14 protein-coding genes are annotated in these 13598 nt (G+C 51.8%); 8 read left to right on the top strand and 6 right to left on the bottom strand.

Annotated features, from left to right (window positions below):
- Positions 1-78 precede the first annotated feature (78 nt).
- From tlp to HCR03_RS07610, 6 genes are all read right to left on the bottom strand, one after another.
- The gene (tlp, locus tag HCR03_RS07635; protein ID WP_066649360.1) at positions 79-300 is read right to left on the bottom strand and encodes a small acid-soluble spore protein Tlp; all 222 of its coding nucleotides are present in this window, start codon (positions 298-300) and stop codon (positions 79-81) included.
- 56 nt (positions 301-356) lie between these two features.
- Complete coding sequence (locus HCR03_RS07630) at positions 357-1148, bottom strand: phosphatase PAP2 family protein (RefSeq protein ID WP_187037457.1); 792 nt, start codon at positions 1146-1148, stop codon at positions 357-359.
- Positions 1145-2053 carry a diacylglycerol/lipid kinase family protein gene (locus tag HCR03_RS07625; RefSeq protein WP_156989763.1) on the bottom strand — a complete coding sequence of 303 codons (909 nt, stop codon included), beginning with the start codon at positions 2051-2053 and terminating at the stop codon, positions 1145-1147. Before HCR03_RS07625 ends, HCR03_RS07630 begins: the two co-directional genes overlap by 4 nt.
- Before the next feature lie 176 nt (positions 2054-2229).
- Positions 2230-2565: a hypothetical protein gene (locus HCR03_RS07620; RefSeq protein ID WP_156989764.1), complete on the bottom strand. Its 336-nt coding sequence runs from the start codon at positions 2563-2565 to the stop codon at positions 2230-2232.
- Positions 2566-2733: 168 nt separating this feature from the next.
- The gene (gene glmS / locus HCR03_RS07615; protein ID WP_066649344.1) at positions 2734-4563 is read right to left on the bottom strand and encodes a glutamine--fructose-6-phosphate transaminase (isomerizing); all 1830 of its coding nucleotides are present in this window, start codon (positions 4561-4563) and stop codon (positions 2734-2736) included.
- A 36-nt stretch (positions 4564-4599) separates the two neighbouring features.
- Positions 4600-4872, bottom strand: coding sequence for a hypothetical protein (locus HCR03_RS07610; RefSeq protein ID WP_156989765.1), 273 nt, complete (start codon positions 4870-4872; stop codon positions 4600-4602).
- A 206-nt stretch (positions 4873-5078) separates the two neighbouring features.
- On the opposite strand from HCR03_RS07610, the gene HCR03_RS07605 reads away from it, so the two are divergent.
- The 8 genes from HCR03_RS07605 to HCR03_RS07570 all read left to right on the top strand — a co-directional run bounded on the left by HCR03_RS07605 (position 5079) and on the right by HCR03_RS07570 (position 13598).
- Positions 5079-6497, top strand: a complete 1419-nt coding sequence (locus HCR03_RS07605) for a PTS mannitol transporter subunit IICB (RefSeq protein WP_066649649.1) — start codon at positions 5079-5081, stop codon at positions 6495-6497.
- Between the two features lie 137 nt (positions 6498-6634).
- Positions 6635-8656: a BglG family transcription antiterminator gene (locus HCR03_RS07600; RefSeq protein ID WP_228725186.1), complete on the top strand. Its 2022-nt coding sequence runs from the start codon at positions 6635-6637 to the stop codon at positions 8654-8656.
- 4 nt (positions 8657-8660) lie between these two features.
- Positions 8661-9101: a PTS sugar transporter subunit IIA gene (locus HCR03_RS07595; protein WP_066649329.1), complete on the top strand. Its 441-nt coding sequence runs from the start codon at positions 8661-8663 to the stop codon at positions 9099-9101.
- Positions 9101-10282, top strand: coding sequence for a mannitol-1-phosphate 5-dehydrogenase (locus tag HCR03_RS07590; RefSeq protein ID WP_156989766.1), 1182 nt, complete (start codon positions 9101-9103; stop codon positions 10280-10282). The genes HCR03_RS07595 and HCR03_RS07590 overlap by 1 nt, the downstream gene beginning before the upstream one ends.
- Positions 10283-10319: 37 nt before the next feature.
- Positions 10320-10586, top strand: coding sequence for an HPr family phosphocarrier protein (locus tag HCR03_RS07585; RefSeq protein ID WP_066649323.1), 267 nt, complete (start codon positions 10320-10322; stop codon positions 10584-10586).
- Positions 10587-10607: 21 nt separating this feature from the next.
- Positions 10608-12350 (top strand): phosphoenolpyruvate--protein phosphotransferase, encoded by a 1743-nt coding sequence (gene ptsP / locus HCR03_RS07580; protein WP_187037451.1) that lies wholly within the window; start codon positions 10608-10610, stop codon positions 12348-12350.
- Between the two features lie 148 nt (positions 12351-12498).
- On the top strand, positions 12499-13215 hold the full coding sequence (locus HCR03_RS07575) for a DUF421 domain-containing protein (protein WP_187037449.1): 717 nt from the start codon (positions 12499-12501) through the stop codon (positions 13213-13215).
- Between the two features lie 11 nt (positions 13216-13226).
- A complete protein-coding gene (locus HCR03_RS07570) occupies positions 13227-13598 on the top strand; it encodes a DUF4363 family protein (RefSeq protein WP_156989770.1) in 372 nt (123 codons plus the stop codon).

Here is a 13598-nt window from a genome sequence, read left to right as displayed (position 1 = left end):
ACCGTCAGGGAAGCAATATGGCGCCCTGTTCGCTGACCTCAAAAAGGTTGCCCGCCCGGAAAAAACGGAGGGTTTGCGTTATCCTTTTCCGCGCGCTTTTGCTTCGTCGCGGATTTCGCTGCGCAGCCCCTCCAGGGCTTTTGCACGGCGGTCGTTTTTCTCACGAAGAGTTTCTCTCGTTCCCTTGTCCGGGGTTTCTTCCATCATCTCGTCCGCCTTGCGCATGTTCTCGATCGTATGATTGATATTTTCCTGGATGCGTTCCACATTGTCGCTGCGGTCGTCCGGCTTTGCCTTCATGTTTTTCTCCTTTCTCTGCTTCGCTGCTGATTTTATTATTTTGAGTCCGGCCTCATTTATAAGCCTTGACCAAAAATTTTCCATAAAGCCGAGAACGGCAGACTGAGAATATATTGGTTGACGGTGATTCCCAGCAATCCCCAGCAGGTGCCGAGAATCGCTCCGCCGATAACATCACGCGGATAATGCATGCCGACATACATTCGGGTCATGCCGACGCACAGCGCGACCAGATACAGCAGGCGTACCTGTCCGGTCCCCAGATTAAAATAGTGGGAAAGGAGGGCCGCCATAAAGAATGCCTGACTGGTGTGCCCGCTGGGAAAAGACGCCCCTTTTTCTCTGACCCCGACGATCCGGATCTTTTGGATTGTTTGATAGGGCCTCGATCTGTCGACGGCCATTTTGATCAGTTCCACCACAAGCCACAGGGCCAAATTTCCAAGAATCAGTTCATAACCCAGCAGCCTGCGCCCCAGAAGATAAAACAAAAGGGCCGCTGCGGCCGCAAAGAGTCCGTTGCCAAGCTGGGTAAACGCAAGCATGAGACGGTCAAGCCACCGCGGCCGCTGCCCTTGAAAATTAAATAGTTCGAAAATCCTTTCATCGATGCGCTGAAATTTTTTCCAGATCAGAGAGAGCGCGGTCAGGCAAAACAGGAGCAGCATCCCCGAAAGGAAAAGCCTTGCTTTGACCGCCTGCCAGAGCAGAGACCATACGGAAACCGGGCAGATGGCCGCGGCGGCGGTAAAAGTGATCAGAATCAGAAAAAGCCATACGGCCGGGTCGGTCCGCTTGCGCCGATTGACCGAGGCGCCGTCCGGCTTGGAAGAAAGCGTATGCTTCATAGGACGGGCCTTCGTTTCGGGTCGTCGGGCAGGGCTGTTAAAATATGAACGGACGCATTTTTCATTTCAACGAGGGCGGGGCCTTTTCCCAGGTCGATACCGTCCGCCATGACCGGCATCTCAGGGCGGGTTTTGATTTCAATTCTTTTGGCGCGGAACCTGTGGATTCTGGGGTCCTCCGTGGGATTGCTTTTGACCGCGCATCCCACAAGGTCCAGCTTGGACATCTCCGCGACAAGATAAAGATTTAAAAATCCATCCTGATAGGAGCGCTCCTCCCCAACCCTGTAGCGGTGGAAAATATAGGGCATGTTTGCCGCGACAAGGGCGTAACCGTCGCCGGTAATCTGGAATCTGTCATCCAGCCGAATCTCAAATTCGCACGGTTTGTTTTTGACAAACTGAAGCAGAAAATCAGTGACCGGGACCAGATTGCCGTGCTGAATTTGATCCGCCGATGAGAAGAGGCTTGACAGCAGACCGATGGAGCAGACCTCCAAAAACGGAGTGCGGATTCCGCCGCAGGTGACCATTCCCACATCCGCCCTGGTTCGCAGGCCGGCGGAAAGCACGGAAACGGCAGACGGAATGTCCAGGGGGATTCCAAGACTGAATGCGATGTTATTCTGGGTTCCGGCCGGGATGATACCGATGGTGGAATTGGTGCCATACAGCGCTCTGACCGCGGAGGACACGGTTCCGTCGCCGCCGCACACCAGAAACAGGTCGATTCCCTTCAAGAGAGATTCCCTGACGATATGGGAAAGATCGCTGTCGGGTTCAATCAAAAAAGGTTCCGCCGTGAAGCCGGATGACTGAAGCTGGGTCAGAATATCCGTTAACTGCACGGGGGATTTTTTATTCTTTCCTGAGCTTGGGTTGAAAATCAATTTTATGTTTTTCATATTACCTGATGTTGTTTATTTTCGGAGAACCTGTCTGTATAATTTCTGCTTTCCGATTTAATTTATGCGCCCCTTGATTACGAAAGATATTTTACCGAAAAAAGAGCCCGGGCGGCGGCAAAGCGTTTTAATCGCAATGCCGGCTCCGGGCCGTGACGATGCATTTGCCGTTTTGCTCAGGCGATGATTTTTCCGTACAGTTCGGCGTAGGGATGTTCTTTGCAGTCCTCGAGCAGACCGCGGTAAAAGGCTAAAGTGTCTTTGATGGTTCCAAGTCCGTACATGACCTCATAATCCCGATAGGCATCCGTCGATTTCGACAGTTCCCAAATTCCTCTTTCCAGCAATGATAGAAAGGAATTTGCGGGCCCGATGTCATCCTGATTTAAAACAGTCCATCCGCTGGAGGCTTCAATCAGATCGCGCACGTCCCATAGGATATCGTGGCTGCTTCCGATCCGGATCCAACGGTCTTCCTGAATTTTTATTCTTAGGACAACGCTGTACATCATGAAATTATCCCCCAAAAATGCTCTATATATCAATTAATTCGGCTGCAAGAATATTTTTTGGGGGTCCGGAATTTTTTTCAGGACCAATTCCCCCAAAAAGGAAAGGCGCTTTCAAATGATTAAAAGCGCCTTTTTGTACGCTGATAGCACATATGAAAAAGCTTAAAATTACTCGACGGTAACGGATTTTGCCAGATTCCGCGGTTTATCCACGTCGCAGCCCTTTTGAACGGCGGTGTAATAGGCCAAAAGCTGCAGGGGAATCACCGCGAGCACAGGAATCAGGATGTCCTGAACAGGGGGGACATACAAAGCGGCTTCCGCCACCTTTTCGATGCTGTTGTTTCCCTCAACCGCCAGACCGAGAACCTTTGCGCCTCTGGTGGTAACCTCGCGGATATTGCTGATCATTTTGTCATACAGCCTGCTCTGTGTGGCGAGCGCAATAACGACCGTTCCTTCTTCAATCAGCGCGATGGTGCCGTGCTTCAATTCTCCTCCGGCATAGGCTTCCGAGTGGATATAGGAAATTTCCTTGACCTTCAGAGCCCCTTCCATGGCGACGGCGTAATCGATGCCCCTGCCGAGGAAGAACATGTTTTTATGCATGTAATTATTGGACGCGAACTTCTGAAGCGTCTCCCTGTGACCCAGTGTTTTCTCCGCTTTCTCGGGCAGAGTCAGCATGTCGTTTTTCACAGCCTCGATCTCTTCGTTCGTCATGGTTCCTCTGTGCTGAGCAAAATACAGCCCCAGAATATACATGGTAATCAGCTGGGTCGTGTAGGCCTTGGTTGAGGCGACGGCGATTTCAGGTCCCGCCCAGGTGTAAAGAACGTTGTCGGCCTCTCGTGCGATGGAACTGCCGACCACGTTGGTGATGGCCATAACCTTGACCCCCTTGCTTTTCGCTTCGCGCATGGCCGCAAGGGTATCCGCCGTTTCGCCGGACTGGCTGACCGCGATCAAAAGAGTCTTGTCGTTCAAAAGCGGGTCACGGTAGCGGAATTCGGATGCGATGTCGACTTCCACCGGAATCCTCGCCATTTTTTCAATGACGTATTTCCCGACGACCCCCGCGTGATAGGCGGTGCCGCAGGCTACGATATAAATCTTCTCAATCTCTTTGATTTCCTTTTCCGTGAACGCGATATCGTCCAGCTTGACGGGCTGGCCGGGCAGAATCCGGGATGTCATGGTTGCCTTGATGGCACCCGGCTGTTCGCAGATTTCTTTCAGCATGAAATGTTCGTAGCCGCCTTTTTCCGCCGCGTCGGCGTTCCAGGTAACGTGTTTGACCGGCTTTTCCGTTCTTTCGCCTTCCAGCGTGTAAACCTCGACCGCATCCTTCCGGATCACGGCGAACTCCTTATCCTCCAGATAAATAAAGTCCCTGGTGTAATTCAGAACGGCGGGAACGTCCGAAGCGATAAAGTTTTCATTCTTGCCGATGCCGATGACAAGCGGGCTGTCCTTGCGGACCGCGATCAGCTTATCCGGCTCGTAAACGGACATGATGCCCAGCGCGTAACTGCCCTCCAGCTTGGAAACCGCTTTTGTAACAGCCTCCAGCAGATCGTTTTTGTAATAGTAGTCGATCAGGTTCGGGATCACTTCCGTATCCGTTTCGGAATAAAAGCGATACCCCTTTGAAATCAGAAATTCTCTCAGGTGCAGATAATTTTCAATGATTCCGTTGTGAATCACGCTGATGGTCTTTTTTGCGTTTGTGTGGGGGTGGCAGTTCGTCTCCGAAGGCTCCCCGTGTGTCGCCCAGCGTGTGTGGCCGATGCCGGTGGTGCCGGACAGAGCGGCGGCCTTCAGTTTTTCCTCGAGGTTTGCAAGCCGCCCCTTGCTTTTCGCAAGCCCCATTTCCCCTTTGTGATTCAGCACCGCGATTCCTGCGGAGTCATACCCGCGGTATTCCAGTCTGCACAGACCGTTCAGTAAAACGGGCTGCGCTTCCTGATCGCCGATGTAACCAACAATTCCGCACATGTTTTTTGCCTGCCTTTCATAAATGAATTCAGGCTTTCAAGGTACCCTGTTGAATTTGTTCAAAAATCGCTTTTTGTTTTTTTCAACATTTCCGGTAGTACCGTACCGCAAGGCATCCGCCGAATTTTCGATTCTCCTTGTCCTCGTCAACTCGCGCAATACGAGTTCTGGCGCTGTGTTTTCTTTTGAAAGCCAAAACATATCATACAATACCAGATTAACATTTTCAAGTGAAATTGTTCCTGAAAAAATCCTCGCTGCCGCGGAAACTTTTGCATAAAGTCCTTTGATTGCCGGTTCCTTCGGCATAATGATTTAATTTGCAGCCATACTAAGTTGGTTATTGTCAATTTTGTCATAGAATTGTGCCGACAGGTTTAAAGTAAATGTTCTTGTATAAAAATATATGCGATGTTATATTAAAACTACAGACTGTTATTATTTACAAAATATGATGGAGTGAAGGAGGAGTTTTAGTGGTTGATGCAAAAAACGCAGAGGTCTCCGATAAGAAAATGGGGACAAAGGCGGGAATTCAGAAGTTCGGCGGATTCCTTGCCGGCATGGTTATGCCGAATATCGGCGCATTCATCGCATGGGGGCTTTTAACGGCTCTGTTTATTCCTACGGGCTGGATTCCGAACGAATCGCTGAACAAGCTGGTCAGCCCGATGATTACGTATCTGCTGCCGCTTTTGATCGGTTATACGGGCGGTAACATGGTTTACGGCAAGCGCGGCGCGGTCGTCGGCGCAATCGCCACCATGGGCGTGATTATCGGTTCTTCGGTGACCATGTTCCTGGGCGCCATGATTATGGGCCCGCTTGGCGCATACTTAATCAAAAAATTTGACGGGGTGGTAGAAGGCAAGGTAAAGGCGGGATTTGAGATGCTGGTCAGTACTTTTTCAGCCGGCATCCTTGGCGCTTTGATTTCCGTTCTTGGTTTCCTCGCAATCGGTCCGGCCGTCGGCGGCATGACAACGGCACTCGGAAACGCCGCCCAGTGGATTACATCGGTAAAGCTTTTGCCGCTGATTGCGGTACTGGTTGAACCCGGTAAGATTCTGTTCCTGAACAACGCGATTAACCATGGCATTTTTGACCCGGTTGGTATTTCTCAGGTGAAGGAGTTCGGAAAATCCATCTTCTTCCTGCTTGAGACCGATCCCGGACCGGGACTCGGCGTGCTTCTCGCCTACTGGATGTTCGGCAAGGGCAATGCGAAAAGCTCCGCGCCGGGCGCCGTGATCATTCACTTCTTCGGCGGAATTCATGAGATTTATTTTCCCTATATTCTGATGAATCCTCTTCTTTTGATTTCCGTTATTCTGGGCGGTATGTCCGCGGACTTTGTGTTCGTGATTACCGGGGCGGGCCTAGTCGCTTCTCCTTCCCCCGGCAGCATCATCGCGGAAATCGCCATGTGCCCGAAAGGCGGCCTTCTGCCGGTTCTTGCGGGTATTACAACCGGGGCGGTGGTGTCGTTCCTGGTGTCAGCGGCGATTGTCAAACGCTCCGGCGCCGGCGAAAAGGACGACGGTTCCTTTGCGCAGGCGCAGGCGGCAGTCGGGAACATGAAAGCGGAAAGCAAGCAAAGCGCCGCCGCCCGGCCCGCGGGGCAGATCGTTTCCGGTGAAATTCCGAGCCTGATCATTTTTGCCTGCGACGCAGGGATGGGCTCTTCCGCCATGGGAGAAACAATCCTGAAAAAGAAACTGAAAGACGCAGGCCTGGATATTGCGGTGCATCACGCGCCCGTGAGCGAAATTCCGGCGGATGCCAAAGTCGTGTTTACGCAGGAAAGCCTTGCCGAACGGGCAAGAGGAGTCGTTCCGAACGCGCAGATTATCACGGTGAACAATTTCCTGGACAGCGCGGCTTATGACCAGTACATTTCCGCTTTGAAGGGACGGAGCCAGTCGAAATCTTAACTGCAAACCAATCGGGGCCCGGCACAAAGCACCCGTGTCGGAGCCCCCTTTCTTTTCTTTCGGGCCGCAGATCCGGCCGTTACGATAAAACAGGGAAGTGATGAAATACGGAAGAACTTTCAACCAGACAAAAGTTTATTCTCGGCCTGCTGCTGGAGTCAGACAGGCTGGAGGTTGAAGCGCTTGCGAAACAGATGGAGGTTAGCCAGCGGACGGTGTTTCGGGAAATTTCTTCCATAAACCGTGCGCTGAAAGATAAGCAAATCAAAATTTCTGTAAAAAACGCCGCGCTGGTTCTCGCTGCCGGCGGGGAAGAACAGAAAGAGACGCTCAGGCAAATGCTCGGGAATGTTCCCAAGCGCCTTTTGCTGACGCCGAAACAGAGAATCCTGTTTATCACGGCGCAGCTGCTGCTGGCGGATGAACCGTATAAATCCACGTTTTTCAGCTTTCAGCTGAATGTTGCCGAGGCGACCGTCAGCCTTTATATGGACAGTATTGAACAGTGGCTTAAGGGGAAAAATCTTACCTTGAGCAGGAAAAGAAGATATGGAATCCGGATAGAAGGTTCCGAATGGAACAGACGCAATGCGCTGGTAACACTAATTTATGAATACAAGCCGGTCGAAGAGCTTTTGCCTTATATTTACGAAACAAAGAAAGACCCGGTTCTCCATTCGTTTTTCAGGCTTTTGTTCGGGGACCGGATTCTGAAAATATCAAAGGAAGTCATGGCCCTGATTCCGGAAGAATCAAACGACGACGTGCCCTATCTGACCCTTCTGTTTCACACGATGATTTCCATTCAGAAGATCGTTGCCGGGCACCCGATTTCCCTGCCGGATGAATTCATCCGGGAAGCGGTTTCCGCGAACAGCTTCCATTTCGACGAAAAGCTGAAACAGCTTTTGCTAGAGCGGGAGATTCCGGCGGTGGAAAGCGAGATTGCGTATATTTCCATCCATCTTCCGTCAGGCTGTCTGTATGACACGGATCAGAAATTCAGGGACCTGGACGTGACCGTCAGTAAACTTGCGGAGGAAGTCCTGTATGAGGTCCGGAAAGGACTGGGAATCGACCTCGCCGAAGACAGCCAGGTGATCGCCGGCCTGTCGCACTATTTTAATCTGGCGATTTACCGGATCAATATGGGGATTCAGGTGAAAAATTCCCTGCTCGACCAGGTGCGGGAACATTACGGCACTCTGTTTCAGACGGTTGAAATTGCCTGTAAGCTGGTTTTTTCCAAATACAATATCCGCCTGTCACAGGATGAGATCGGATTTATTACGATGAATATCGGCGCTGCGCTGGAAGCCAAGGAAGACCGGAACAAAAGTGTTTCCGTGCTGATCATTTGCCCGAACGGCCTGTTTGCTTCCCGTATTCTGCTCAACAAGGTGCAAAGCGTCGTCAGGAATATCGAACGCATCGATCTCGCCTCATTAAAAGACTGGTCGGAAAGCAACTGCGAGCAATATGATCTGATTCTTTCCACGGTGGAGCTGGACGCGAAAACCGGACGCGAAAACATGCTTGTTGTCTCGCCGTTCCTGAGCGACGACGATATCGCAAGGATAAACAGCCGCGTGGCGATGATACGCAAGCGTGCTTCCGGCGGGATCAGAAAACAGGCGCCTGCTGTCCGGACGATCCCGGCCAAAGCGGATGATCTTGCGATGATTCACCGCATGATTGAGGGCTTATGCGTTCAAACCGTTCCGGCGGAACCGTTTGAAGCGGTCGTCGGAAGGATTACCGCCGAACTGGCCGAACGGGGAACCGTCGCGGATTGGCATGAAATCAGCGCTTTGATTTTGAAGCGGGAAAAGATCGGCAGCGTCGTGATTCCCGGCACCCGCGTTTCCCTTCTGCATATTCGGTCCGACTCGGTCTTTTCCCCGTTTGTCGGCGTTTACAGACTGCAGGGTGAAATCATGATGGATGGGGTCGGGTTTGTTCAGGAACCGGTTGATACTTATCTGCTGATGCTGGCACGGAGCAGCGAAAGCTCCGTCGTGCTGGAAAAGATGGGCGACATCAGCATTTCTCTGATTGAAAATAAGGATTTTCCCGAAAGGCTGCGAAAAAGCAGTCTGGGAGAATTGCGTAAGATATTTGAAAATTTGCTTCTGGAAACAAAGGAAGAAAGGGGATAAACGCATGGCAAAAGAGATTCTGACCACGCAGAACATTATCTTAAAACAAAAACCGGAGACTAAATGGGAAGCCATCGAACGGGTGGGCGGCATGCTGGTTAACAGCGGCTATGTCACCCCGAAGTATCTTGACGGAATGAAAGAACGGGAAGAAAAGTTTACCACCTACATCGGCAACGGAATTGCGATTCCACACGGAGTCAACGAATATAAAAACGAGATTATGGAAACGGGTCTTGTGATCGTACAGTATCCGGACGGCGTGGATTTCGGCAAAGGAAACACGGCCTATATCGTCATTGGAATCGCGGGCAAAGGCGACGAACATCTTGAGATCCTGACCAAAATTGCGCTGACCGTTCAGGATAAGGGGAACGTGGAGCGGCTTCGGTTTGCCGAAACGGCGCGGGAGATTCTTTCCATCATAGAAGAAGGTGTCATGTGATGAAAGCGGTCCACTTCGGCGCGGGCAATATCGGCAGGGGTTTTATCGGTTATCTTCTTTCCAAATCGGGGTATGACCTCACCTTTGTCGATATTTCTGCGGAACTGGTCGGCAATCTCAACCGTCTGGGCACATACAAGGTCGTTTCGCTCGGAGGCGAAAAAAGGGAGGAAACCGTCGGCGGAATCCGGGCGGTTGTCCTGCAGGATGACTCCGGACTGAAAAAAGCCGTGGAAGACGCCGACCTGATTACGCTGTCGATCGGCGCGAACCATTTGAAAGACACCGGCAAGGTCCTTCGGGACGCTCTCCAGGAACGCCGGAGCCGGAACCCGGAGCAGCCCCTGGACGTGATCGCCTGCGAAAACGCCTTGTTTGCCACGGATCTTCTCAGGGAATCCGTTGAGGAGGGCGCGGCGGAGGACTTTCAGAACTATCTGAGGAAAAAGGTCGGCTTTCCGAACTGTGCGGTCGACAGGATCGTTCCAAACGCGTCGGTTCAAAAGGAATCTCCAATCGACGTCTCCGTCGAAGATTTTTACGAATGGGATGTTGAAAGCGCAAAAGTAAAGGTCAACAGCCAGATCCGGGGCGTCAATTATGTGGAAAACCTTGCTCCGTATTTAAAGCGCAAGATATTCCTGCTCAACGGGGCCCATGCGCTGATTTCCTACGCGGGCTACCGAAAACAGTATCGGTTTGTACACGAGGCGATCCGGGACCCCGAGATCCTGACGGCCGCGCGGGAATTTCACTCGGAGGCCGCGCGGGCTCTTCACCTGGAATACAGCATGGGAGAAAGCGATCTGAAGCAGTATTCGGAAAAGCTGATCGCGAGGTTCCAAAACCCGTATCTGAAGGACGAACTGACCCGGGTCGGCCGGGACCCGGTCCGGAAGCTTTCAAACAACGACAGGCTGGTTTCTCCGCTGCTGATGTGTGAAAAGCACGGAGTCGAATGCGGCGGGATTCTTTACGCCATCGCGTCCGGCTTTGCCTACGATTTTGCAGACGACCCCAAGGCGGTTGAAATTCAGAAAAGCATCAGGGAAAACGGAATAGAAAATACCGTTCAACGGTTTACGGGACTGGAGAAAAGCGGTAAACTTGTACTGGGAATAGCGGAAAGATACAGACAGATCACAGGGAAAGATTCATGTTCCCGGTTTCCGTATCAATGAAACCCGAAAAACGCCATATGGAAGGATTGAGGATACAATGCTGAGCAAAGAGTTCACGATTAACAGTCAGTATGGATTTCACCTCAGACCCGCGCAGGTGATGGTGGAAAAGATGACCCCGTTTGAGAGCGAGGTCAAGATGAAGAAGGAGGACGGGACGGAAGCGGACGCCAAAAGCCTTTTGGGGCTGATGAGCCTTGGCCTCAACGACGGCCAGACCGTCCGGGTTGATATAAACGGAAACGACGAGCTTGAAGCGATGGAGGTTGTGGAAGAACTGTTCCGCACGAATTTCGGGGAATAAAGCTAACCGGAGAGTGATGAAATGGCTGAGAAAATTTATCAGGGAATCGGTGTCTCCGACGGAATCCGCAGCGGAATCGCTTTTGTTTACCGGCGCGAGCCGGAACCCGACACGAACAGGACCGTATCAAAGGAGCAAACGGAGGCGGAAGTCAAACGCCTGGATCGTGCCGTCGAACAGGCCGGACAGGAAATCGATCGCCTGATCGCGCGCGCTTCCGAGACGCTCGGAAGCGGAGACGCCGCGGTCATCAAGGGCCAGAAAACGTTTCTGGCGGACCCCGCGTATTGCCCGGAAATGAAAAAGCTGATCCTTGGCAGGCAGTATTCGGCGGAAAAGGCGGTTCGCGAGGTCACGGACCGGTACGCCGCCGTTTTTGAGGGAATGAGCAACCGCTATATGCAGGAGCGCGCCACGGATGTCCGAGACGCCGGCACACGGCTTCTGAATTATCTTTCAGGAGTGCAATCTTCCGGCCTGTCTAAAATCGATCATCCCGTGATTCTGATTGCGGACGACTTGTCTCCATCCGATACGGTTCAGCTCAACCGGGAAATGATCCTCGCTTTTGCCACGCGGCAAGGAGGGAAAACCTCTCATACATCGGTGTTCGCAAGATCATTGGGTATTCCGGCGGTTGTGGGCGTGCCGGAAATCATGGAGGAAGTGGCGGACGGCGAAACTCTTATTCTCGACGGAAATCGGGGCGTATGCGTTGCTTCCCCTGAGCCTGAGACCAGGAAAGTGTATCTTGCGAAAATGGAAGAAGAACACCGGAAAGCGGAGCTGTTTGGCAGATTCGCGTCTCGGAACGCGCAGACGAAAGACGGAGCGAGAATCATCGCCGCCGCCAATATAGGCTCTGCGGCCGACGCGGAGGATTCGCTGAAAAAGGGAGCGGAAGCCGTCGGGCTCTTTCGCACGGAGCAGGTGTACCTTTCCACAAAATCGCTTCCGGATGAAAACGCGCAGTTTGAAGTATACAGAAAAGTGGCGGAATGCTTCGGCTCCAAGGAAGTGATCGTCCGAACCCTGGATGTCGGCGGAGATAAGGAGATCAAATATCTGGGGATCGAAAAAGAAACCAATCCGTTTCTGGGGTATCGTGCGATCCGCTATTGTCTGGATCGGAAAGAAATCTTTCTGACTCAGCTCAGGGCGATTTTACGGGCTTCCGCCTTCGGCAGACTGGCAGTCATGTTCCCGATGATTTCCGGCATGCAGGAGCTGGCCGCAGCCAAAACCATGGTGGAAGAAGCAAAGGAGCAGCTTCGGGGGAAGGGCGAGCCGTTCGATGAATCCATCCGGATCGGAATGATGGTGGAAATACCGTCCGCCGCTCTGATGGCCTCAGCGCTTGCCAAAGAGGCTGATTTTTTCAGCGTTGGGACGAACGACCTGGTTCAGTATACCCTCGCCGTCGACCGCGGCAACGAAAAGGTTTCATATCTCTACGATTATTTCGACCCGGCCGTCATACGGCTGATCCGCTTGACTGCCGACGCAGCGTCCTCTGCAGGAATTCCAATGGGAATGTGCGGAGCAATGGCGGGGGATCCGCTTGCCGTTCCTCTCCTCGTCGGGCTTGGGCTTTCCGAACTCAGCATGGCCGCCGGTTCGCTGGCGCAGACAAAATATATTCTGAGCAGGCTGGATACCGGAAGCTGCCGTGAGCTCGCCGAAAAAGCGGACCGTTGCCGGAACGCGACAGAGGTTCGATCTCTTTTACAGGAGTATTTCGAAACGGAGATAAAAGAAATCTAAAGAACAAAAGGGGCGTCTTCTTTTCGGGGAAGACGCCCCTTTTTCAATGTCTGAAAATCATTCGAAGCCGGCATGACGATGTATAAATTCCGTTCAAAGCAGGAAAATAGAAAAGTGGACCGCCAAATCATTTAAAGGATGTTTCAACGTGATCGGAATTCTTGAAGCGTTTCTCCGCTCAGTCGCGGCTTTTTTGCTTTTGATGTTGGTCACAAGGCTGATGGGGAAAAAAGCTATTTCACAGATGACCTTTTTTGATTTCTGCGTTGGAATTACGCTGGGCTCCGTAACAACTGAAATCGGCCTGACCGGAAACGACTCCATTGGCACGGCCATCGTCATGATGTTTACCCTCGCAGGGCTGACGATTCTGACAGGCTATCTGCATACAAAGAGCATGAAATTCAGGAAAGCGGTTAATTCCGAACCACTGGTGCTGATTGAGAACGGCCAAATTGTTGAGCCGAATCTGAAAAAGTCAAGAATCACGCTGAATGATCTTACCTCTTTGCTCAGGGAAAAGAATGCGTTCAATATCGCGGACGTAAATAACGCCGTGCTGGAGAATGACGGGAAGCTGTCGGTTCAGTTAAAGAGCGGAAAAAAGCCGGTGACCCCGTCACAACTGCAGCTGCATCCGCCCGAAAAGGGGCTGACCAGAGACATCGTGATCGACGGAGTCCTGCTGAGTGAAAATCTCGAAGCAACCAATCTTACGAAGGAATGGCTGTACGAGGAATTGAAAAAACAGGGAATCAGCAATTTGGGAGAAGTATTTTTCGCCGCTCTGGATTCTTCCGGAAGTCTGTATGTTTCGAAAGGTATGAAAGAGAAAGAACAGCCGGGGCAGCATGGAATTGAGTAGGGGGGATTTTCATGAGCAACAAAGCCATTACCCGGATTCTCTTTTGGGGAGTCCTTACCATCTTCCTCTTGTATTTCACGATTTTAAATCTGCGCTTCACAGGCAGCCGGTACGCCGAAGTTTTAGACACCGTTTCCAAATCCGCGCAGGGGGAGGACTGGCAGTCCGCCGCCGACGCCTTGAACCGTTTTGAGAACTTCTGGAACGGGGCGGAATACTATGTTCAGTTTAACAACGCGGATCAGAGTTTTTCAACCCTGAATCGCGATGTTGAAAATTTGAAGGCCGCCGTTCTCAGCAGAAAAGCCTATGAGACAGACCTCTATTCAAGAAACATTAAGTCCCTGCTTGACAACTGTACGAAACCTGTCCCCCTGCCATAA

The organism is Caproicibacter fermentans (assembly GCF_014303955.1).
Lineage (GTDB): Bacteria > Bacillota > Clostridia > Oscillospirales > Acutalibacteraceae > Caproicibacter > Caproicibacter fermentans.
Note: the sequence above shows the minus strand (reverse complement) of the source record. Positions and strands in the feature narration are given on the sequence as shown.